This window comes from Pseudomonas sp. NFACC10-1, assembly GCF_900119195.1.
GTDB classification, from domain to species: domain Bacteria; phylum Pseudomonadota; class Gammaproteobacteria; order Pseudomonadales; family Pseudomonadaceae; genus Aquipseudomonas; species Aquipseudomonas cerasi.
Genome location: NZ_FPJB01000007.1, coordinates 74,820 through 98,528, shown reverse-complemented (window position 1 = coordinate 98,528; position 23,709 = coordinate 74,820). Strand labels below are relative to the sequence as shown.

The window sequence follows — 23,709 nt, the reverse complement described above, 5'->3', positions numbered from 1 at the left end:
ATGGATACTTTCGGTTATCTGGGCCAGGGCTTCGGTGTCGCCCTGACGCCTTACAACCTGATCACAGCGCTGTGTGGAACATTGATCGGTACTGTCGTCGGCCTGCTGCCGGGGCTTGGACCGATCAACGGTGTGGCGCTGCTGATCCCTATCGCTTTCGCACTGGGCCTGCCGCCCGAATCGGCGCTGATTCTGCTGGCAGCCGTCTACCTGGGCTGCGAATACGGCGGGCGTATCAGCTCGATCCTGCTGAATATCCCGGGTGAAGCGTCCACCGTGATGACCACCCTGGACGGCTACCCGATGGCCCGCCAGGGCCTGGCTGGCGTTGCACTGTCGCTGTCGGCATGGAGCTCGTTCATCGGCGCGTTCATCGCCACCTGCGGCATGGTGCTGTTCGCGCCCCTGCTCGCCAAATGGGCGATTGCCTTCGGCCCGGCGGAATACTTCGTGCTGATGGTCTTCGCGATCGTCTGTCTGGGCGGGATGGCCGGTGACCGGCCGTTGAAGACGTTCATTGCCGCGCTGATCGGGCTGTTCCTGTCTGCAGTAGGTATCGATGCCAACAGCGGGGTATACCGTTTCACGGGCGACAATATTCACCTCACCGATGGCATTCAGTTCGTGGTGCTGGTGCTGGGCCTGTTTTCGATCAGCGAAATCCTTTTGCTGCTGGAGAAGACCCATCGCGGTCAGGAGGCCGTCAAGGCCACCGGGCGCATGATGTTCAACGTCAAGGAAGCCGCTGCCGTGTTCGTGGTGAACATTCGCTGCGGTCTGCTGGGGTTCATCCTTGGCGTATTGCCTGGCGCCGGTGCGACGCTGGCCAGCGCGGTCGCTTACATGACGGAAAAACGCATCGCCGGCGCCAGCGGCAAGTTCGGCCAGGGCGACATGCGTGGCCTGGCCGCACCCGAGACAGCCATCGGCGCAACGGCCTGCGGCGCCCTGGTGCCGATGCTGACGCTGGGCGTGCCGGGTTCAGGCACCACGGCGGTAATGATCGGCGCCTTGTCGCTGTACAACATCACGCCCGGCCCGATGCTTTTTCAACAGCAGCCGGACATCGTCTGGGGCCTGATCGCGTCGTTGTTCATCGCCAACATCATGCTGGTGATCCTCAACATCCCGATGATTCGCCTCTTCACGCGCATCCTTGCCGTGCCGAACTGGGCGCTGGTCCCGGTGATTGCGATCATCACCGGCATCGGTGTGTATGCGGTGCACGCCACCACGTTCGACCTGTTCCTGATGGTCGGTATCGGTATCTTCGGCTACATCCTGCGCAAGCTGGACTTCCCGCTGTCGCCGATCCTGCTCGGGTTCATCCTTGGCGGTCTGATGGAGCAGAACCTGCGTCGCGCCCTGTCGATCTCCAACGGCGAACTGGGGATCCTCTGGTCCAGCCCGATCACTCTCGGGGTCTGGGTGGTAACCGTGTTCATGCTGCTTTTCCCGCTGCTGCGCATCTGGCGCAAGCGCGCCAGACAGCAGGCCGCTGCGGCGCATGGCTGATTCGTCTCTGCGCCAATGGTGGGCAACGCCGCTGGTCGGCCTGCTGGGCGGCTACCTCGCCAGCCAGGTCGGCTGGCCGTTGCCATGGATGGTGGGATCGTTGCTGGCAATCATTCTGGTGCGCTGCCTGACACCCTGGCAACTGGCGCAGATTCCCGGCGGTCGCAAATTCGGTCAGTTGATCATCGGGATCGGCATCGGCCTGCACTTCACGCCGGTGGTCATCGAACAGGTACTGGCGCATTTCGGGCTGATTTTCATCGGAGCCCTGGTCACCAGTCTGTCGTGCCTGGTCGGCGTGTGGCTGATGCTGCGTACCGGAGAGGATCGCCCTACCGCGTTCTTCTCCAGCATGCCGGGCGGTTCCGGGGAGATGGTCAACCTTGGCGCACGTAACGGTGCAACGCTGAGCAGTGTCGCTGCCGCGCAAAGTCTGCGGGTACTTGCCGTAGTACTGTGCGTGCCGGCGATCTTCAAATACCTGCTGGGTGATGGCGCACCCGCCTTGCATGCCAGCATCGTGGACTGGCGCTGGCTGGCCGTTCTGCTGCCGCTCGGGGCTGCGCTGGCCTGGCTGTGGCAACGCCTCAAACAGCCCAATCCCTGGCTGTTCGGCCCGCTGTTGCTCAGTGCCGTGGCGAGCGTGGTCTGGGATCTGAAGATCGGCCTGCCCAACGGTGCCAGTCAGCTCGGTCAGTTGCTGATCGGCAGCGGGCTGGGCTGTCATTTCAATCGGGAGTTCTTTCGGCGTGCGCCATCGTTCCTCGCGCGCACGCTGCTGGGCACTGCCCTGACCATGCTGATCGCTGCACTGGCGGCACTGGCGCTGAGCGCCCTCACCCACCTGGACCTGCGTTCACTGACGCTGGGCATGATGCCCGGCGGCATCGCAGAGATGAGCCTGACCGCCGAAGTGCTGCAACTGTCGGTGCCGCTGGTCACGGCCATGCAGGTCATGCGCCTGCTGTTCGTGCTGTTTCTTGCCGAGCCGTTGTACCGGCGCTGGAGCAAACGGCTCGCTGACTGAACAGGTCGCTGGAATCCTCTCAAATCAAAGCGCAGGCAAGCGCCAGTCGATCGGCGCGATGCCGTTTTGCTCAAGGTACTTGTTGGCCCGTCCGAAGTGTCCATTGCCCAGGAAGCCTTTGTAGGCTGACAACGGCGACGGATGGACGGAGGTCAGCACCAGATGCTTGGTCGCATCGACCAGTTTCTGCTTGCTCTGCGCATGAGCGCCCCACAGCAGGAACACCAGATGCGGCTGGTGCTCGCTGACCACTTGAATGATCCGGTCGGTGAAGTGCTGCCAGCCTTTTCCTGCATGGGAAGCCGCGTTGGCGCGCTCGACAGTGAGGGTGGTGTTCAGCAACAAAACGCCCTGATCAGCCCAGGATTGCAGGCAACCGTGGTTCGGAATATCGATGTTCAGGTCGCGTTTCAGCTCTTTGTAGATGTTGACCAGCGATGGCGGCGTCGGCACACCCGGTTGCACCGAGAAGCACAGGCCATGCGCCTGATTCGGTCCGTGATACGGGTCCTGGCCAAGGATGACCACTTTCACGTTATCCAGCGGCGTGGAGTTCAACGCATTGAAAATCAGTGGCCCGGGCGGATAGATTTCCTTGCCGGCCGCGTGCTCCTGACGCAGAAACTCGCGCAATTGAGCCATGTAGGGTTGTTCGAATTCGTCACGCAGGGCGTTTTTCCAGCTGGGCTCAAGCTTGATGCGGTCGTCGCTAGTCATGGTTACATCCGGTAAAAACAATGCGCGGACACTAGGAAAGGCGGGCCGCAAAGTCAATGCCGGTTGCGACATGCGCCCTCAAGATCGGACGCAGAGCCTAAAGAAGAGCGTGCCGACGCGAGGCATCGGCACGCTGGTCAGTTCACAGCAGTCAGTCTGCTGCGTTGGCATGACAGTGAGCGCGCAGACTTCAGCTATCGATGCCCACCACGACCATCGCCGCGCCCGCCTCTTCCATGATCACGGCCATCCCGTCCGCCACGCCCACCGTGGTCATCCCAGCCTCGGTCGCCACGGAAGCCGTCGTTGCGTCCGAAGCCGTCATTGCGGCCGAAACCGCCATTGCCGCGAAAGCCATCGTTTCTCCAGCCATAACCCGGTGGACGTCCCGGCTGGTAATAGCGCGGCGGGGGCGGTGGCGCGTAATAGCGGGGTGCCGGGGCGTAGTAGCGAGGCTGGGTGTAATAGCGCGGTTGAGGCGCCACATAGATGCGTCGCTCCTGGTAGTAGGTTGAGCGGTAGCCATTGTCATACGCGTAGGCGCCGCCAACGACAGTCGGCTGCGTGTACACATCGGATTCGTAGTAACCGGGACCTGCGTAGCAACCAGAAAGGAAAAGGGTCAGCAACGTGATAAGCAAGGGTCTTCGATACATGGCGGCCTCCTGGACCGCAATTGGGCCAATCCAGCGACGCTGGTCGGCGTCCGTCAAAGCGGTTGGCGGACGAATTATCTGACATCGAAAAGGCACTCTAGTGCCTTGGGGCAGCGCCGAGGCCTGGCTATGAATGGCCCTTCACCGTCTCGCAAAGGCTCTGCAACCAAGGCCTGCAGGCGTATTTCAACGTTCTACAAAGATGCTACAAAACATTTCACCCACCATTGCCTCATCACGGTGCGCCCTCGCACCAGCACAAGGCGACTCCTGCGACAGATGACCGAAGACGACTCGCCCGGCCCTTGAAAAACAAGGCGCGGCACAAGTTGGCACAACTCTCGCTTGATGATGGGTGTGCAGGAGTCAACACAGGTTCGCGGCACCACAATTTGCAATAGCCGACTAGGGTTCCGGCTTGCCGCCAGGCAAGTGGCTGGTCCGAGAGTTGGCGACCTCCAGTAGAGGTTACACGGCGGGACAAAAGCCCGGGAGACAGGGACACCAGTGGTGTCACGTTGCTCCTGGCCGCCTTTTTTCACTACTGGAGATTTCTCAACATGCAAAAGTCTCGTCTCTTCGGCCTGCTGACGGCAGGCCTGCTTGCTGCGTTGAGCCTCTCGGCGAATGCCGCCCAGAAAGATCACTTCAACGTCTGCTGGACCATCTACGCAGGCTGGATGCCGTGGGAATACGCAGGTAGCCAGGGCATCGTCGACAAGTGGGCGAAAAAGTACAGCATCAAGATCGATGTCACCCAGCTCAACGACTACGTCGAATCCATCAATCAGTACACCGCCGGCCAGTTCGATGGCTGCACCATGACCAACATGGACGCCCTGACCATCCCGGCCGCAGGTGGCGTGGAAAGCACGGCACTGATCGTCAGCGACTTCTCCAATGGCAATGACGGCATCGTGCTCAAGGGCGAAGGCAAGAAAGTCGCCGATCTGAAAGGCATGGACGTCAATCTGGTCGAACTGTCGGTCTCCCACTACCTGCTGGCCCGAGCGCTGGACAGCGTCAAGCTCAGTGAAAAAGACCTCAAGGTGGTCAATACCTCGGATGCCGATATCTCGGCAGCCTTCAATACTGACGATGTACAGGCGGTCACCACCTGGAACCCGATGCTTTCGGACATCAAGGCCAGGCCCGGCGTCACCGAAGTGTTCAACTCCAGCCAGATTCCTGGCGAGATCATGGACATGATGGTCGTCAACACTCAGACCTTGAAAGACAACCCGGCTCTGGGCAAGGCCCTGACTGGCGCCTGGTTTGAAGTGGTCGCGCTGATGAACGCCAAAAACGCTCAGAGCAAGGCTGCGCTGGAACACATGGCCAAGGCATCGGGGACCGATCTGGCCGGCTTCCAGGCGCAACTGGACACCACCAAGCTGTTTGCCACGCCCAAGGAAGCCCTTGAGTTCGCGACCAGCAAACAGCTGCCGGACACCCAGCGCAAGGTGGCTGACTTCTCGTTCGCCCACGGTTTGCTCGGCGAAGGCGCACGCGATGCCGATGCGGTCGGCATGTCGTTCGCCAATGGCGTGATGCTCGGCGACAAGGGCAATCTCAAGCTGCACTTTGACCCCAGCTACGTGCAGATGGCCGTCGACGGCAAGCTGTAAATCACGTTCAGTAGAAAGGTCATTGCCATGCGTTTGATAAACCGCCATCCGGATCGTGCCGGTCGCCTGATACTGGTGATCCTGCCGTTCGCCCTGTTGCTGTTCGCCTATTTCATGGGCTCGGCCACCCGGCTTGCGGAAAACCCCAGCGACAAACTGCTGCCCAGCGCGGTACAGATGGCCGATGCGGTCAAGCGCATGGCGTTCGTTGCCGACCCGCGCAGCGGTGACTACCTGCTGTGGCAGGACAGCGCATCGAGCCTGCAACGCCTGGCCATCGGCTTGGGGATCAGCGCGCTGTTGGGTCTGTGTCTGGGCATCGCAGCGGGCATCCTGCCGTTGTGCGGCGCAACGCTGTCGCCCTTGCTGACGGTACTGTCGATGGTGCCGCCGCTGGCCATTCTGCCGATTCTGTTCATCGTGTTCGGTCTGGGCGAGTTGTCGAAGGTGGTGCTGATCGTGATCGGTATCACACCGATTCTGGCCCGTGATCTGGAACAGCGAGCCCGTGAAATCCCGGTCGAACTGCTGATCAAGGCGCAAACCCTCGGCGCCTCGACCTGGACACTGATCCTGCGGGTGATCCTGCCGCAATTGCTGCCACGCCTGTTGATCGCTTTGCGCCTGGTGCTGGGTTCGGCGTGGCTGTTCCTGATCGCCGCCGAGGCGATTGCCTCGACTGACGGTCTGGGCTACCGGATCTTCCTGGTGCGGCGCTATCTGGCGATGGACGTGATTCTGCCCTATGTGGTGTGGATCACCCTGCTCGCCTGGCTGATGGACTGGGGTCTGAAGGCCCTGACCCGACGTGCCTTTCCCTGGTACGAAGGAGCGCGGGCATGAGCTTTATCAGTGTGCGCAATGTCTGGCAGCAATACGCCGACCAGGTGGTGCTCGAGGGCCTCAACCTGGACGTGGCCGAAGGCGAATTCTGCACGCTGGTCGGTGCGTCGGGCTGCGGTAAATCGACCTTTCTGCGCCTGTTGCTGGGTCAGGAAACCCCCAGTCGCGGTCTGATCACGCTGGACGGGACGGCGCTGCGCAATGAGCCGGATGCCAGCCGAGGCGTGGTGTTTCAGCGCTATTCGGTATTCCCGCACCTGTCGGTGCTCGACAACGTGGCACTGGGTCTGGAGCTGCCCCGCTCGCCCTGGCTCGGCCGTCTGTTCGGCCAGGCAAAAAACGAGGCGCGCGAGCACGCCGCACAGTTGCTCGGCAAGGTCGGCCTGGGGCATGCGCTGGACAAGTACCCGACGCAATTGTCCGGCGGCATGCAACAGCGACTGGCGATTGCCCAGGCGCTGATCATGAAACCCCGCGTCCTGCTGCTGGACGAGCCGTTCGGCGCGCTCGACCCCGGTATCCGCAAGGACATGCATCACCTGCTGCTGGACCTGTGGCGCGAAACCAAACTGACCGTGTTCATGGTCACTCACGACCTGTCCGAAGGCTTCAACCTCGGCACCCGCCTGCTGGTATTCGACAAGGTGCGCCACGACCCGCACGCGCCCGGAGCCTATGGCGCGCGCATCACTTACGACATCCCCCTCAACAGCGAACGCCGCGCCGAGCGCGCCGCCATCGATTCGCTGCTCAACGTTTCAGAGGAGCCCGTTCAATGACTGACTCAACCACGCTTTATCCGGTTTTCGCCGAAGAACTGCTGCCCGGTGGCGGCCATCGTTCGTTCGTCCTCAAGCGCGGTGAATTGCTGCGCCTGACCGACCTGCACGGCAACGCCAACGTCAGCCTGACCCTGCTCAACGCCCACGAAAAAACCGAGCGGCTGAACCTGCCCGACAGCCTCAAATGCCAGCACACCGCTCGCCTGAGCAACGGTCATTGCCTGTATTCGGACATGGGCCGAGTGCTGGCGGCCATCGTCACTGACACCTGCGGCTGGAGCGACAGCATCGGCGGCGTGCTCAATGCGCAGGAAGTCGCTGAAAAATACGGCCAGGGCCGTTATCAGGAATTGCGCAACGGCTTCTTTCGCAATGGCGTCGACAACCTGCTGGTCGAGCTGGGCAAATGGGGGCTGGGGCTGTCCGACCTGTTGATGACCCTCAACCTGTTCAGCCGTGTCGATGTCGACGAGACAGGAACCCTGCACTTCGCGCCGAACAACTCCAAGGCCGGTGACTACATCGAACTCTACGCACCAATGGACACGCTGGTGGTACTGACCGCGCTGCAACACCCGATGGACCCCAACCCGGAATATGCCCCGCAACCGCTCAAGCTCAGCTGGATGAAGGCCGACGCCAGCGTTGCCGAGCACTGCCGTACATCGCGCCCGGAAAACGAGCGCGGCTTCATCAACACCGACCGCCTGTTCGCCTGAGGAGCCCTGTCATGAATTCACACACTCACCTTTGCTGCGACGCAACCATACCGGCAGGCGAGCCGTTCCTGGCCGAAGTCAAGGCCGGGCAGACCGTGCGCATCCTCGATCTGCAAGGCAACCAGGCCGTCGACACGCTGTTTTTCAGCCTGAGCAACCCGCGTGAGCGCTACGATGTGCAGCGCACCCTGCGCCGCCAGAACAGCGTGTACCTGACCACCGGCAGCGTGCTGTTTTCCAACCTCGGCCAGCCGATGCTGACCATTGTCGATGACACCTGCGGTCGCCACGACACACTCGGTGGCGCGTGCGCGCAAGAGAGCAACACCGTGCGCTACGCCCTGGAAAAGCGCTACATGCACAGCTGCCGCGACAACTACCTGCGCGCCTGTGTGCATGACGGCCGCCTGAGCAAGGCCGACATCGGCCCCAACATCAATTTCTTCATGAACGTACCGGTGACAGCCGAAGGCGGCCTGACCTTCGAAGACGGTATTTCCGCGCCCGGCAAATACGTCGAGCTGCGCGCTGAAATGGACGTGATCGTGCTGATTTCCAACTGTCCGCAGCTCAACAACCCCTGCAATGGCTACAACCCGACGCCTGCGCAGCTGTTGATTCGCGACTGACCCGGCACCTGCCCTCAGCAACGGACGACCGTTGCGTAGATTGATCAATAGCGGGACGGCCCGCTTCCCATCACGAAACCGAGCGCGACTGGGTTTCCGGGGTTATGCCATGTTCGACAAACTGCTGATCGCCAACCGTGGCGCCATTGCCTGCCGCATCCTGCGGACCCTGCGTACCTTGCAGGTCAAGGGCGTGGCGGTGTATTCCGAAGCCGACGCTGCCAGCCTGCACCTGATGCAGGCCGACGAAGCCCACAGCCTGGGCGAAGGTGGCGCAGCCGGAACCTATCTGGCGGTGGACAAGATCCTCGCCATTGCCAAAGCCAGCGGCGCCAAAGCCATTCATCCCGGCTACGGGTTCCTCTCCGAAAACGCCGCGTTCGCTCAAGCCTGCGAAGACGCCGGTATCGCCTTCGTCGGGCCAACGCCCGAGCAACTGCGCGTATTCGGCCTCAAGCACACTGCTCGCGCACTGGCCAGACAGCATGGCGTGCCCATGCTCGAAGGCACCGAACTGCTCGACAGCCTTGAATCAGCCATCGCGGCGGCCCGTACCATCGGCTATCCGGTCATGCTCAAGAGCACTGCAGGCGGTGGCGGGATCGGCATGCGAGTGTGCCGCAGCGCTGAAGAACTGGCCGACTCGTTCGAGGCGGTGAAGCGCCTTGGCCAGAACAATTTCAGCGACGCGGGTGTGTTCATCGAGAAATACATCCAGCGCGCGCGCCATCTGGAAGTACAGGTGTTCGGTGACGGCCAGGGCGAGGTGCTGGCGCTCGGCGTTCGCGACTGCTCGGTACAGCGGCGCAATCAGAAAGTACTGGAAGAAACCCCGGCCCCGAACCTGCCGCACGGCATGGCCGAAGAACTCTGCGCAGCGGCTGTCAAACTCGCCAGGGCAGTCAATTATCGCAGCGCCGGGACGGTCGAGTTCGTCTTCGACAGTGACGATCAGCGCTTCTATTTTCTGGAAGTGAACACACGCTTGCAGGTCGAGCACGGCGTCACCGAGCAGGTCTGGGGCGTGGATCTGGTCAGCTGGATGGTGCAACTGGCTGCCGGTGATCTACCGCCGCTGGATCAGTTGCAGGCCGGCCTGAAACCGGTTGGCCATGCGATTCAGGCGCGGCTGTACGCGGAAGATCCGGGGCGTGACTTTCAGCCTTGCCCTGGCTTGCTGACTGCGGCTGATTTCCCGCCTGCCGATGGCCGGACGCTACGTATCGACACTTGGGTCGAGGCCGGCTGCGAGATACCGCCGTACTTCGACCCGATGATCGCCAAGCTGATCCGTTGGGCACCGACCCGCGAGGACGCCAGCGCCGGACTGATCGATGCGCTGAACGAAACGCGTCTGTACGGTGTGGAAACCAATCGCGACTATCTGCGCCAGATCATTGCCGACGCGCCGTTCGCCAGTGGCCAGCCGTGGACCCGCTGCCTGGAAGGTCTGGTGTATCACGCTGACACCTTCGAGGTGTTGAGCGGCGGCACGCAGACCAGCGTTCAGGATTATCCGGGACGACTGGGCTACTGGGCGGTCGGCGTACCGCCATCCGGTCCGATGGACAGCCGCGCGTTGCGCCAGGGCAATGGCCTGCTGGGCAACCCGGAAGGATGCGCCGCGCTGGAAATCACCATGAGTGGGCCGCTACTGCGCTTCAACACCGATGCGGTGGTCGCAGTGACCGGTGCGCATATCCCGATCACCGTCGATGGCCAATCCTGTGCCATGAATACCGCGCTTCTGGTGCACGCCGGGTCGACGTTGTCGCTGGGCACCATCGCAGGTGCCGGTGTACGCAGCTACCTGTGCGTGCGCGGTGGGCTCGACGTGCCGGATTATCTGGGCAGCAAAAGTACCTTTACCCTCGGCCAGTTCGGCGGTCACGGAGGTCGCGCGCTGAGGGCCGGCGATGTGCTGCACATCGCGCCTCTGGTGGAACGCAGTGCGGGACAACGGATTGCCGATGAAGCCCTTGAAGCGCTGACAGATATCCGCCGGATGAGGGTCATTTACGGCCCGCATGCGGCCCCGGAATACTTCACCGAAGCGTACATCGAGAGGTTTTTTGCGACCGACTGGGAAGTGCATTTCAACTCCAGCCGCACCGGCGTACGTCTGATCGGCCCCAAACCCGAATGGGTGCGTGCAGATGGTGGTGAGGCGGGGTTGCACCCGTCCAACATTCACGACAACCCCTATGCGATAGGCGCGGTGGATTTCACCGGCGACATGCCGGTAATCCTGGGCCCGGATGGACCCAGCCTGGGCGGATTCGTATGCCCGGTGACCATCATCGAAGCGGACCTGTGGCAGCTAGGGCAATTGAAGGCTGGCGACAGGGTCCGATTCACTCCGGTAAGCGTCGAGGCTTGTCATACAGCGATGAACTCAACATCTCACTGGAAAAACACCCGTGGGAGCGAGCTTGCTCGCGAAAGCTATATTCCACACACAGAAAACCCATCGACTGTACCGACCTCTTCGCGAGCAAGCTCGCTCCCACAGAGTACCGCAAACTCCCGTGGGAGCGAGCTTGCTCGCGAAGGCTATATTCCTGACCCAGAAAATACATCGGCTGTACCGTCCTCTTCGCGAGCAAGCTCGCTCCCACAAGGCACCGCAAACTCCCGTAGGAGCGAACTTGTTCGCGAAGGCTATATTCCAGACGCAGTAAATCCATCGACTGCAACGCCCTCTTCGCGAGCAAGGTCGCTCCCACAAGGCATCGCAAACTCCCGTGGGAGCGAACTTGTTCGCGAAGGCTATATTCCAGACGCAGAAAACCCATCGACTGTACCGACCTCTTCGCGAGCAAGCTCGCTCCCACAAGGCACCGCAAACTCCTGTGGGAGCGAAGTTGTCCGCATAGAGGATCTGCCCTCCCCGATCATTCTCGACATCGGTCAGGACGATAAACGCCTGGTTGCGCGCCTGTCCGGCGATACCCATCTGCTCCTGGAAATCGGGGCGCCGGAGCTGGATCTGGTGCTGCGTCTGCGCGGCCATGCCTTGATGCTTGCGCTGGAGGCCAAGGCGCTGGCGGGGGTGATCGATCTGACGCCGGGCATTCGCTCACTGCAAGTCCATTACCGCCCCGAACAACTGCCGCTTCGGCAACTGCTCGACATCGTCGCCGGAGAATGGGATGCCGTGTGCGCCGCGAAAGACCTGCAAGTGGCCTCGCGCATCGTCCATCTGCCACTGTCCTGGGATGACCCGGCCTGCCAACTGGCCATCGAAAAATACATGACCACCGTGCGCAAGGACGCCCCCTGGTGCCCGAGCAATCTGGAGTTCATCCGCCGCATCAATGATCTGCCCAACCTCGATGAAGTACAGCGCACGGTGTTCGACGCCAGTTATCTGGTCATGGGGCTGGGCGATGTGTACCTCGGCGCACCGGTGGCCACGCCACTGGATCCGCGGCACCGGCTGGTCACTACCAAGTACAACCCGGCACGCACCTGGACCGCCGAGAATTCGGTGGGCATCGGCGGCGCCTACATGTGCGTGTACGGCATGGAAGGCCCCGGCGGTTATCAGTTCGTCGGCCGCACGCTGCAGATGTGGAATCGCTATCGCGACGTCGCCGCCTTCGAGGGCAAACCATGGCTGTTGCGCTTCTTCGATCAGATCCGTTTCTACCCGGTCAGCGCCGACGAACTGTTGCGTATCCGCCGCGACTTCCCGCTGGGTCGCTTCGCCCTGAACATCGAACACAGCACCCTGAATCTGACTGACTACCAGGCCTTCCTGAGCCGCGAAGCCGAAGGTATTACGGCATTCCGCGCCCAGCAAAACGCCGCCTTCAACGCCGAGCGCGAACGCTGGATCGCCAACGGGCAGGCCGATTTTGAGAGCGATGAAGGCGTGGCGCCGAACACTGAAGCACAGCCTCTGCAACCCGGTCAGCAAGGCGTCGACAGCCACATCGCCGGCAATCTCTGGCAAGTCCAGGTGCAACCGGGCGACCGCGTGGAAGCGGGCGATGTGCTGGTGATTCTGGAGTCGATGAAAATGGAAATCCCCCTGCTCGCCCCGATCGCCGGCGTGGTGCAGGACGTCAGGGTGCAACCCGGCTCGGCAGTACGCGCAGGGCAGCGGGTCGTGGTGCTGGCCGCAGACTGAATCGACCGACTTTTTACTTTCGAGGGAATCCCGTCATGAACGACACAGCACTGCTCAATGACCTGCGCCTGGACACCGTCCGCGCGGCCTACCAGTCCGGCCGGATATCACCGCGCCAGCTGATCCTGGCGCTGCGCGAAAAGGCCGCACGGCTGAACAGCGATTATCACCTGTTCATCCACCTGCTCAGCGCAGCTGAACTCGAGCCTTACCTGGCCGCGCTGGACGATCGTGATCCCAGCGACCTGCCGCTGTTCGGCGTGCCCTTCGCGATCAAGGACAATATTGATCTGGCGGCCATTCCAACCACCGCGGCCTGCCCGGACTATGCCTACTCACCCGAACACTCGGCAAGCGTCGTCACGCAACTGATCGCGCTGGGCGCAGTGCCCATGGGCAAGACCAATCTGGACCAGTTCGCCACGGGCTTGAACGGCAGCCGCTCGCCCTATGGCGCCTGTCCTAACAGCGTGTTGAACGAGTACCCGTCCGGCGGCTCGAGCGCCGGCTCGTCGCTGGCCGTGGCGCTGGGCGTCAGCAGTTTCTCGCTGGGCACCGATACGGCGGGCTCGGGCCGGGTGCCTGCGGCCCTGAACAACCTGGTGGGGATGAAAGCCAGCAAGGGGCTGATTTCCACGGCAGGCGTGGTGCCCGCATGCCGCACGCAGGATTGTGTCTCGACCTTCACCGCCACAGCACGGGAAGCCAGCGAGCTATTGGCGCTGATCGCCACATTTGATCCGCGCGACGAGTACAGTCGTCGCAACCCGCTGTGGAACGACGCCTCGGCTTTTGGCGCACCTCGCCCGTTTCGCTTCGGAGTACCCCGCGCCGAGGACCTGCAGTTCTTCGGCTGTACCGAAGGGCCGAGGCTGTTCAACGCTGCCATCGACCACCTTACCGCGCTGGGTGGCGAAGCGGTCACGGTGGACCTGTCACCGTTTCTCGAAGCGGCGCGGTTGTTGTACGAGGGGCCGTGGGTGGCCGAACGCTACAGCGTCGCCGGGCAGTTAATGGAAGAACACCCTGACGCGGTATTGCCGGTGATCCGCGACGTGCTGGCCAAGGCTCCCCAGGTCAGTGGAGTCGATACGTTTCGCGCGCAATACCGCCTGCAAGTGCTCAAGGCAGCGTGCGATCGGGCACTTGAAAGGCTGGAGTGCGTGGTGACGCCAAGCATCGGCCGCCCGGTGACATTGGCAGAGCTGGCGGCCGAGCCGGTGTTGCGCAATTCGGAGCTGGGTTACTACACGAACTTCGTCAACCTGCTCGATTACGCCGCCGTCGCCGTGCCCAGCGCTTTCATGGGCAACGGTCTGCCGTGGGGCGTGACGTTGTTCGGACGGGCATTCACCGATCAGTACCTGCTCAGTCTGGCCGACGCCTTGCAGCGGCAAACCGCCCTGCCCTTGATTGGCGGCGAATCACCTCGGCTGACTGTGCCGCAGACCACTGCGCGCAACGATATGGCGCGGCTGGTGGTCTGCGGTGCCCATCTGGACGGGCTGGCCTTGAACTGGCAGCTCAGGCAACGCGGGGCCCGCCTGCTGGAAACCACGCAAAGCTCGGCCGACTATCGGTTGTATGCGCTGGCCGGTGGTCCGCCCTTCCGGCCTGGCATGGTGCGGGTGGCCGAACACGGCGTAGCCATCGACGTGGAGGTCTGGGAGTTGCCAAGTATCGAGTTGGGGTCGTTTCTGACCGGCATTCCGGCACCGCTCGGGCTGGGCAAAGTGCAATTGGCCGACGGTCGCTGGGAGACCGGTTTCATCTGCGAAGCCTATGGTCTGGAGGGTGCCCGCGACATCAGCCCTCTCGGTGGCTGGCGCGCGCACGTGCAGCAACAGCATTAAGCATAAAGGCGGCATGCTCAGACGTGCCGCCTCGCTCTTTCAACGCGATGAGCAGTCGCACTACATAGTTATGACCTTCCACGTCGCGCTTCCCGAAATAATGGGCATTCATTCATTTTGACCGCACGTCATGAATCCCATCTGGAGTCCGCTTCGTCAGGACACACTGTTTCACCCGTCCTCTTTGCTGCTGGAACAAACCAGCATTCTGCGCCCCGAGCACAGCAATAGCAGGCACGACACGTTGAACGCGTCGGCGCCGTTTATCCTGCCGGACGGCTTTTCAGCGCCCGAACCGACGCCGTTGCCTGCGATAGCCGAAGAAAGCGAGCCGGAAGACGCCGCGCCACACATCGAACGTCAACTCAGAGCCATGCGTAGCAGCGCAGGTTTCCGGCTGATTGCCGACTCGACATTGCTCCTGAAAGCCTGCCAACTGGACATGGACTTTCCACCGACCCGACAGGATTACGTTCGCCAGCACCTGACCACGCTGCTCAGGCAGCAGAGCGGCAAGGCACTCGACCCGGACGTACTGCAAATCACCTTCAGCGATGATGACCGACCTGCTGTGGACGACAATGGACACGAGCATTACAGCGTCAGCCTGTCGCTGACCGATGTAGCGCTGGCCAGCTTCGACCCCGCGCATTTCCAGGCGCTGTCTCGTAGCCCCCTTGCCGACTTTTCACTGTGCGAAGACACGCCAGCGCTGACCACGGCGCGAATGTTCAAGCTGATCGGCGAGCTGCCGCTCAAACGCAATTACAACGCCGTACTGGAGGCGTTCAGAGCCCGCCACGAGGCGACCTGGCGCACCTTGTCGCGGCTGGCGTTCCTTGACAACCTGGCTCGGCAGCTCAACCACAGGCACATCAGCCGGGACGGTTATTGGCTGGCGCGGGACGCCATGGGACTTGACCGGTCTCCCGTCGATACCGACACGATCAGCATGAGCGGACGAGGTGAAAAATCCGAGGTCCGGGTCCTGACGCTGAATGGCAAACAGGTGCCGGGGATATTTCAGATCAGCTCGAAAACCACGTCGCACTGTTTCATTCACATTCTGGGTGCCAAGGGCAACGTCATCGAATACATCAGCGATGATCCACGCCAGATGAGCAAGCGGCTGTTGACGGCCATGAACGCCTCAGGGCTCTACGGCCAGGTATTTCTTTCGCTTGAGCAGCACGCCGGCATCGTTGTCGAGGCGCCACTGATCGAAGGCGACCTGTTCAGCGCACTGACCCAGGCTTCGTTCGCCGGGCTTCTTGCCGACAGCCACACGCGCAGCACGCTCGACCTGCTCAGGCCAGTCGCTCGCGGCCTGGCGCTGGCAGGTGCAGCCGACCTGTGGCAGACACAGCCGAGCATTTTGGAGCAGATCCCGGTTGCGTCGAAAATGGCCGGCCAGGTCATGGCGAACTATCTGCAGGAAAACCACGCGCTGACGCTCAACCCCGAGCAGGTGTTCATTGCTTATCAACCTGGCTATTCGAGCAACCCCTTAGGCAACCCCCGGTTGCCGCCTACGTATGTGCACACGCCCGACCCGAGGCCGATCAGCCTGAGCGAGGCGCTGATGAGCAATTATCGAGTCGATCATCCTGCTGGCTACAACGATCACGGCGGCGGTACCGTGGTCTTTTTCGACCCCACCGGACAGGGCGACAGTGAGCAGGGTCAGGTACTGGAGATCAGCCCGCAGGCGATCGAGGACTACATCAGAGCTTTCGACTTTCTGACCTGGATGACTCAGCGCATCCACGACTTCTGGGATCAGCAGAGAGCCCCCATAGAACAGGCGTTCAGAACCACGTTCATCAGCCAGGCGCTGATCAGCCTGAAGCGCGGCAGCCTCACGCGCGGCACCTTCGATCTGCTCGTGGAAACCCTTGCGCCGGCTGCGCCCGATCAATGGCGGTCACTCGGTTTTTTCGTTCAAGGCGCGTTGACCGACGGCATGCAGGAGCAATACACCGGCCTGCTGGTACTTGAGCAGCCTGGCTTGCCGAACGTGCTTTATCAGGCAGGACATGCCGATGCGTTCATCGAGTTTGCAGATGACACGACGCTGAAGCTGCATCTGAACCGGGCAGCAGCCAATCCAGAATGGCGTGAGACGGTCATGCGCTATGTTCCCCGCCGCCATCACCAGCGCCTGGACTACCTGCTCAAATTATGGGCCGGGACACACGTGCCCAACCCGCCCGTTTCCATCCTTCGCCCCTGGACCGATGCGCTTTACAACCCTGACACGCGCCAGGCCATGAGCCAGTCGTTGTGTGAAAAAAGGCTGGAAGACACGCCATTCGCTTTTCTGCACCAACTGCTCAAGCAGAACGCACTGGATGACGCAGAGGATCAGATCGTCACGTCGACGCAGGTAACACTGGCGGACTGGACCGACCGGCTTCAGCAATTACAGCGGCTGCTGGTGCCGATGTCATTGTTGCTGACACCTGCGCTTGTCGCCTCCCTGGCGACAGAGATTGGCATCACCTCGCTGGCTATTACCGCAACGCATCTGCCGGGCAGCCGTTACGCAGAGAAAAACCAGGCGCTGCTGGCCACGCTAACGCTGGGCTTGCTGCAACTGGCTCCGCACACGCCAAGAATGCTGCGCTCACTGAGCCGAATCGTAAAACCTGCCGTGAGCAGTTCCCAAACCGTAGCGATTACGCTCGACCGGGCGTTCGGCACACGACCGTTGCGCAGGCAGTTTGTCACACCGCGCCAGACCCGGCTGGAGAAGTTCTTTCACACCGACGCCCTGCTCAAACGCTGGACTGTCAGCACTGCCGTCTCGTCAAACCTGTTGCAGGTCCATGCCTGGAAGCTGGGTAGAAGGTTCCTTTTATGGACGTCGGACAGAGGTCAGGCGCGCACTCTGGTGGTCAGCAGCCACGGGTACTACACGCCGTGGTCCCGAACCGTGAAGATCCCCAATGGCACCGAGATTCGCACCTACGCGCCGCATGGCTACGAACTGGTGGACCCGAAACTGCATCGGGTCGTCAACAAGGATGCCCGGCCATTCGCACGTTCCAACACGGCAGTGCACAGCGTGATGCAGCCCACGCCGCTTGAACCCCTGCTTCTCACCAACAAGCTGATAGCAGGCACTTCGCTGCCCGGCAGACTGAAGAACTACAGCCTGTCCAAGTTTCAGACGGCGACCAGCGAGAGTTATGACGAGATCGCAAGCGTGGTGGGCAACTCGCGGGCGTCGCCCTTGCGCGGCTGGTTGCCGCCGACGCCGATGGATGTTCTGACAGTACGCAATCGCTTTGGCATGCCCCCACCATCGCTGGCCGACCTGTTCGAAAGCCTATCCATTCAAGGCATCCATTACGACAGAATATTGCTGGTGCACTGCCGGTGTGCGGCGATATCGGCGCTGATGAACCGTTCACCCGTCTATCATGCCCCGACAGCGAGCTCGGTGATTGCTAATATGGCCTGAACCAAACACCCCGATCATCCAGCACGGCATTTACCTCCGACATGACAACGGCCCCCCCTGACACCGCGCTGTGCCCCTTGTGCGGCTTCAGCAACCAATGCAGCCTGGCCGATCCGCGTACCGTGGACCAGCCCTGCTGGTGCTTTTCGCAAAGCATCGACCCTGCATTGCTGGCAGCGCTGCCGGATAACCTTCGCGACAAGGCCTGTCTGTGCCCGCGCTGCGCCGGGATCGAAGATGCAGCGCCAGGTCCACAGGCACGCCGGGCCACAGAGTAAGATGCGCACCCCATACTCCGCTCGCTGTTATCGCCATGCGCCTTGATCGTTTCCTCAGCAACCTGCCACGCTTCAATCGTCAACAAGTGCGCCTGGCGCTGGCCAGCGGACGAGTGCAGGTAGACGGCCAGGCAACCCGCGACCCGCATCACGAAGTACGCGAATTCAGTTGTGTGGCGCTTGACGAAGAAATCCTCCAGGCAGGCAAAGCTGCCCGCTACTTCATGCTGCACAAACCCGAAGGCTGTGTCAGCGCGACGAGCGATGCGCAGCATCCGACCGTGCTCGACTTGCTGGACGAGCCTGACAAGCACGAACTGCACATCGCCGGACGGCTTGACTTCAACACCACCGGCCTGATGCTGATAACCAACGATGGTCAATGGTCGCGACGACTGACTCAGCCACAGACCAAAATGCCCAAGGTGTATTACGTCGAGACCGAGCAACCGATCGACGAGCGCTACGCCGCGAAGTTTGCCGAAGGCCTGTATTTCGCATTCGAGAACATCACCACACAGCCGGCGCAATTGACCTTGTTGGGGCCGCGCAGTGCGCGCCTGAGCATTGTCGAAGGCCGCTATCATCAGGTGAAACGAATGTTCGGCCACTTCGACAACAAAGTGTTGCGCCTGCATCGGGAAAACATCGGCGCGCTGGCGCTGGACCACGACCTGCCCCCCGGCAGCTACCGCGCGCTTAACGTCGGGGAAATCGACCTGTTTTGAACGTCATGGCCGCCTGACAAACGCTAGTCGGATCGGCACAGGCTTTTGATCGACTATCGCCTGTCTGTCACGAAACTTGTGCAACGTCATAGGTACGCATACCTGTCTACGCCAGGAGTGACACCTATGTCGCCAGAAAAAGCAGTGCTCGACATACAAGGACAGTTTCGGGTTTATACCGAACTCTATCGCACCGATGCCGCCGCCAAGACCATCATTCTGGTCAACGGCTCATTGGCCACCACCGCTTCATTTACCCAGACCGTCCGCAACCTCTACCCGACCTTCAACGTGGTGCTTTACGACCAGCCCTATTCAGGCAAATCCAAACCGCACAACCTGCATGGTGCGCCACTGACCCGGGAAGAAGAAGGCCAGTTGTTGCTGGAGCTGATCGATCACTTCAACGCCGAGCACGTGCTGTCGTTCTCATGGGGCGGCGCGGCCACGCTGGTTGCCCTGGCGCATCGGCCAAAACGCATCGAAAGCGCGGTAATCAGTTCGTTCTCCCCAGTGATCAACGAGAAGATGCATGACTACCTGTGTCACGGCATCACGCACCTGGGCGCGCATAGCCGTTATGACATGGGCCACTTGATCAACAACACCGTCGGCAAGCATCTGCCTGCGTTGTTCAAGCGCTTCAATTTCCGTCATATCAGCAGCCTGGATGCTCACGAGTATGACCAGATGCATTACCACTTCAGCCAAGTCCTGGAGCTCGACCCGGACAATTACCTGACCGCAGGCAAGAACATCACCGTCCCCGTGCTGTTCATCAACGGAGCCCTGGACGAATACACCTGCGCAAACGACGCCGCCCACTTCTCCAGATACCTGCGCGACTGCTGCTTCAGCACCATCGACGCTACCGGCCACTTCCTGGACATGGAACACAAGGCCGCCTGCCGTGACTCGAAACAGGTGCTGATGAATTTTCTGCAACCGGCACAGACGCCACGCAACGCCCATAACCGCGCTCAGGACTACCCGTCCCTGACCTTCTGAAAACCGCACACGAAGCCACCGTCAGCTGCGCAGCAGTATCATCTGGCGGTTGGTTTTCGGGGTGAGTATCAGGAGGCAAAGCGCTGCGCAGTGAAATTAGCGCTTCAAATCAGGGCAGGGTTCTGGTACAAAGTCAGCCGCTCAGAGCAGCTATCAGAGCGGGTATAGTTTAGTGGTAAAACGAAAGCTTCCCAAGCTTTAGTTGAGGGTTCGATTCCCTCTACCCGCTCCATCTTTCAGCCAATGATTACGGGCATCCCAAGCAATTTCGCCCTAGCGCCTAAGGCAATCAATACCTTCTCGCCGCCCCACCATTAGTTCTTCCGGAATCCCCAAAATTTGATGCACCGTCGACTCCCTCGAGACGGCGTCCTGTCTGACCCGCGCGTCCCCTTCGATCACTCAATACCCCCCTGCCAGGATGTCTGAGTTTTGAAGCTCAACGATCGCCCGGACAACGTCAGGGTACAACTCAATCGACGAAATCTCCTTCTCCAATGCCTCGCTCAGCCCGACGCGTTTAGAAGCGGAGAGAGAAATCCCCAAGTGGTCTGCAATCCCCGCGTACGGAAGGTTTGCAGGCATCGCGAAGTCAAACCCAGTCAGCATGCCCTACCAAGTGAATGAAGCCGGCATCGCCTTGAGTCAGTGCAGCAGACTCCGCGGAGTTGGCGATATTGAATGCGACCTGTCCACGGCTTGTGCCTACGTCCAGCGAGTGGACCCAATGGGCAAGGCCGCCAGCGTCGCTGCCTCTGCCCAGGACATTGTGATACAGCTTTTCGACAAAGACTGCATTGCTGGCGTCGGGCAGGCTTTGGGAAAATTCGACAGATTGCACAAAACCACCCGCAACCTGGGCACCGGTTTCGCCTGCGGCGCCCTGGGACAGCCAGGACTTCAGGCCTTCGATATCGGGAGCACGACCCAAAATGGTATACAGACGACCAATGCTTGCCTGCGCCGAGTCGAGAACGAACAGTTCGCGATCTGCGAAATCGAGCACATTGAAGCCACTCAGTTCGAATTTCGCCGCAGCTCCCGTGGAACGACTGACTGATAGAGTGTCGGTATCGAGCGCGCTGATCGTGTAGGAGGATGCAGCGTCGTTGAAAATAAAGGTGTCTATACCGGCCTTGCCGGCCAGATGCGAAACCGCATTGCTGTCAAGGCTGACTTCCTGCTCACTGATCTGATCATCACCAGCCGTGCCGGTGGCCACGCCCTTGCCCACCACCACATCCAGATTGTTCCAGGCGTTATGAGCCACAATCCTGATGAACCCCGTCTCGCCTTCCGAGAGGTCACGGCTCTCGCGCGAATTCAGGAAGCCATCAGCGACCGTTGCTCGACTCCCACCCGCCTGCAGCAGAGTACTCCAGAACGACACACCGGATTCTTCGCCTGTGCGATGCAATACGGTCTGATAGAGATCAAGGACAAAGTCCCGATCACCAAGCCCGCTGTAGTGCTGCATCGCTTCAGTGGAATTCAGAAAGGCATCGCGAATCTCTACATCCGAACTGCCCATCGCCTGCTGCGTCAGCCAGTGATTCAAACCCTGATAATCGGGCGTCCGACCGAACAGTGAGTAGAGCCTGGCAACGTCAGCCTGATCCTCGGTGAGCGCGATGTGATGAATATCCATGCTAAAACTCAACGAAACAGTGGCGTCACTATCGGCGTTGAAGGCGCCATACCGGCTGCGAAAAGCCATGAGCAGTTCGTCAAGATTGGCATTGCGGTCGCTGAAAGCCAGCTTTTCGACGCTTGAAAGTGTGTCCACGTCGGACGTTTGCGCATCATGAACGCTGAGGGTGGCATTCCTCACCAGCGCAGCATCGTAGGTTGCAAAGTAGCGAGCACCTGCCTCGGTATACAAGGCGGTGTCGATGCCGTTGCCACCATTGAGCACGTCCGAACCCGCCCCCCCCATCAGCCGATCATTGCCATCGCCGCCTTGCAACTGGTCATTGCCCGCGTTTGCATTTAGAAAGTTGTCACTGGCGTTGCCTATCAGCGTATCTGCGCCCGCACCAGTTATGGCGTTCTCGATAACCGTACCGCGCGCGATTGCAATATTCGATAGACCGCCGTATAGGCTGGAAAAAGCTTCACTTCTCAGATCGACTGTCTGAGCACCGACATAGGTGCTGACGTTGATCGTGTCGTTGCCGCCCGAATCATAGATCGTGGCCACCAGGCCAGGCACGAAGTCGGTTCCGGTGTTGATGGAAGTCTTGTTGAAACTGTAGGTATTGTCACCTGTGCGGGTAACGGCGGTGCCGTACAGTGACTGGATGGCTACGATGTCTGCCAGCATGGGGGTAGCGACATAGCCGAAAGAGGCGTTGGAATACGTATTCTCGTCCTGACTGAAGTAGGACATCACCGAGTATTTCCAGCTGTCCTCTTGATAGAAGGCATTGTTGGGGAAGGTCGCGCTCCCGTTGTAATTGCCCGCATGGCCCAACCCCAGCGCGTGGCCGATTTCATGAATGTAGGTTTGCTGATAATACAAACCGTATTTCACCCAATCGGAAGCGATGTTGACGCTGCTGTTCGAGATGATGCTGCCTGCATAATTGGAGTTGCTGTACGCACCGCTTTTTTGTTCGCTGAAATTGATCGCAGCGGCAGCAGTGGTTTCCACAAAGTTTAGGCCGCTGGCATTAGTCCAGGTTTGCAGCGCATATCGAGCAACAGCCTGAGCGCTTGCGCTCAAACTTGCCAGGTTGACAGTGAGCGACCCTCCGGCGTGCACGTCAAAATGGTGCTGGGAATCGCCATAAGCGTCGTGCCAATAGCCATCAGTAAGGTAGTTGGCTTGCTGGTCAAGCGTCAGGTGCTCAAGCATCGCTTGGCTGGTGACTGTCTGTTTGGCCGCACCCTGGCCGGTCGCTCCTTCGGCCCAAAGTTGGGTGAGCGCGTCACACATTGAACACATGTAGAAACTCCGGGGCAAGGCATGCCTGGCCAAGTCAATGACGCAAGAATCGGGTATAGATCGGTGACAAGTTCAAGCCGCCGAGCCGGTTTTGAAAACTGGCGTCATGACCTTCACGCGTTTGCTCCGCCTTGATCTTGACGATCGTGTTGCTCTTCGAGAAGGTACGCCAGGACGCGGTCGAAGGCCGTCAACTTATTGCTGATGAGGTTGTCGGCATGCTTTCTTGCGACTTAAGGCGGTGTTTCCTGGAACCGATGAAATACAGCTGGAGGAGGCTGGAGGAAGCGTTCTGGCTGGGCAGGCGGGCAGGCCGCCCGCCGGGCTGTCACTATGCCTCCCCCCTTACTGCGTCCTGCTCGGCAGCATCTCTGGCTGTGTAAAAAATTGGCTGGGTTGGATGATGCTGTGGCGCCGCTGTTCACGTTGTTGTTCGGCCTGATCCGGGGCAATACCTACACAGATACACAGATACACAGATACACAGATACACAGATACACAGATACACAGATACACAGATACACAGATTCGAATAATGCTGTCCAATAAGGGTTCGATTCCCTCTACCCGCTCCACCGTTCTCATGCCCCATCGATTTACTGAAATCCATTGAGAAACGGCGAGATAGTCAAGCAGTCCTCCTGCGACGTGACGCAGCGACAATCTCCCCCGCCGTTCGAGCGGAATCTACGTCCTTCTCATCGCTGTCCCGGCTCGCTATCGCGTTCAATCGGGTCAAGACAAACTCACACATCCACCCAAACCACTGATCTCCGC

General features: G+C 60.5%; 16 protein-coding genes, 1 tRNA gene and 1 riboswitch. Of the genes, 14 read left to right on the top strand and 3 right to left on the bottom strand.

Annotated features, from left to right (window positions below; genetic code table 11):
- Together BT119_RS19475 and BT119_RS19470 are read left to right on the top strand one after the other, a co-directional pair.
- A complete protein-coding gene (locus BT119_RS19475; protein WP_003363746.1) occupies positions 1–1,515 on the top strand; it encodes a tripartite tricarboxylate transporter permease in 1,515 nt (504 codons plus the stop codon).
- A complete protein-coding gene (locus BT119_RS19470; protein ID WP_003431330.1) occupies positions 1,508–2,542 on the top strand; it encodes an AbrB family transcriptional regulator in 1,035 nt (344 codons plus the stop codon). Before BT119_RS19475 ends, BT119_RS19470 begins: the two co-directional genes overlap by 8 nt.
- 24 nt (positions 2,543–2,566) lie before the next feature.
- Here the strand turns inward: BT119_RS19470 and ung are convergent, their stop codons facing one another.
- Together ung and BT119_RS19460 are read right to left on the bottom strand one after the other, a co-directional pair.
- Positions 2,567–3,259: a uracil-DNA glycosylase gene (gene ung, locus BT119_RS19465; protein ID WP_003405314.1), complete on the bottom strand. Its 693-nt coding sequence runs from the start codon at positions 3,257–3,259 to the stop codon at positions 2,567–2,569.
- Between the two features lie 194 nt (positions 3,260–3,453).
- Positions 3,454–3,915 carry a hypothetical protein gene (locus tag BT119_RS19460; protein ID WP_072366732.1) on the bottom strand — a complete coding sequence of 154 codons (462 nt, stop codon included), beginning with the start codon at positions 3,913–3,915 and terminating at the stop codon, positions 3,454–3,456.
- A 394-nt stretch (positions 3,916–4,309) separates the two neighbouring features.
- Positions 4,310–4,412, top strand: a riboswitch (guanidine-I (ykkC/yxkD leader).
- A 63-nt stretch (positions 4,413–4,475) separates the two neighbouring features.
- Between BT119_RS19460 and BT119_RS19450 the strand changes: the two genes are divergently transcribed.
- The 12 genes from BT119_RS19450 to BT119_RS19395 all read left to right on the top strand — a co-directional run bounded on the left by BT119_RS19450 (position 4,476) and on the right by BT119_RS19395 (position 20,216).
- Entirely contained in the window at positions 4,476–5,543 is a 1,068-nt protein-coding gene (locus tag BT119_RS19450) for a putative urea ABC transporter substrate-binding protein (RefSeq protein WP_072366728.1), read from the top strand.
- A 27-nt stretch (positions 5,544–5,570) separates the two neighbouring features.
- Complete coding sequence (locus BT119_RS19445) at positions 5,571–6,386, top strand: ABC transporter permease (protein ID WP_003431335.1); 816 nt, start codon at positions 5,571–5,573, stop codon at positions 6,384–6,386.
- Positions 6,383–7,165 (top strand): ABC transporter ATP-binding protein, encoded by a 783-nt coding sequence (locus BT119_RS19440; RefSeq protein ID WP_003431337.1) that lies wholly within the window; start codon positions 6,383–6,385, stop codon positions 7,163–7,165. The genes BT119_RS19445 and BT119_RS19440 overlap by 4 nt, the downstream gene beginning before the upstream one ends.
- Positions 7,162–7,887, top strand: a complete 726-nt coding sequence (locus tag BT119_RS19435; protein WP_003363757.1) for an urea amidolyase associated protein UAAP1 — start codon at positions 7,162–7,164, stop codon at positions 7,885–7,887. The genes BT119_RS19440 and BT119_RS19435 overlap by 4 nt, the downstream gene beginning before the upstream one ends.
- Before the next feature lie 11 nt (positions 7,888–7,898).
- On the top strand, positions 7,899–8,516 hold the full coding sequence (locus tag BT119_RS19430; RefSeq protein ID WP_002554928.1) for an urea amidolyase associated protein UAAP2: 618 nt from the start codon (positions 7,899–7,901) through the stop codon (positions 8,514–8,516).
- A 109-nt stretch (positions 8,517–8,625) separates the two neighbouring features.
- Positions 8,626–12,651 (top strand): 5-oxoprolinase/urea amidolyase family protein, encoded by a 4,026-nt coding sequence (locus BT119_RS19425; protein ID WP_072366725.1) that lies wholly within the window; start codon positions 8,626–8,628, stop codon positions 12,649–12,651.
- 35 nt (positions 12,652–12,686) lie between these two features.
- Positions 12,687–14,504 (top strand): allophanate hydrolase, encoded by a 1,818-nt coding sequence (atzF, locus tag BT119_RS19420; RefSeq protein WP_072366723.1) that lies wholly within the window; start codon positions 12,687–12,689, stop codon positions 14,502–14,504.
- Positions 14,505–14,634: 130 nt separating this feature from the next.
- Positions 14,635–17,970: a dermonecrotic toxin domain-containing protein gene (locus BT119_RS19415; RefSeq protein ID WP_072366721.1), complete on the top strand. Its 3,336-nt coding sequence runs from the start codon at positions 14,635–14,637 to the stop codon at positions 17,968–17,970.
- 41 nt (positions 17,971–18,011) lie between these two features.
- Positions 18,012–18,248: a cysteine-rich CWC family protein gene (locus BT119_RS19410; RefSeq protein WP_044308879.1), complete on the top strand. Its 237-nt coding sequence runs from the start codon at positions 18,012–18,014 to the stop codon at positions 18,246–18,248.
- Positions 18,249–18,283: 35 nt separating this feature from the next.
- Entirely contained in the window at positions 18,284–18,976 is a 693-nt protein-coding gene (locus tag BT119_RS19405; protein WP_044308880.1) for a pseudouridine synthase, read from the top strand.
- A gap of 126 nt (positions 18,977–19,102) precedes the next feature.
- A complete protein-coding gene (locus BT119_RS19400; RefSeq protein ID WP_054082094.1) occupies positions 19,103–19,984 on the top strand; it encodes an alpha/beta fold hydrolase in 882 nt (293 codons plus the stop codon).
- A gap of 158 nt (positions 19,985–20,142) precedes the next feature.
- A tRNA-Gly gene (locus BT119_RS19395) sits at positions 20,143–20,216 on the top strand.
- A 360-nt stretch (positions 20,217–20,576) separates the two neighbouring features.
- Here BT119_RS19395 and BT119_RS19385 read toward each other — a convergent pair.
- Positions 20,577–22,931: a DUF4214 domain-containing protein gene (locus BT119_RS19385; RefSeq protein ID WP_072366719.1), complete on the bottom strand. Its 2,355-nt coding sequence runs from the start codon at positions 22,929–22,931 to the stop codon at positions 20,577–20,579.
- Positions 22,932–23,709 lie beyond the last annotated feature (778 nt).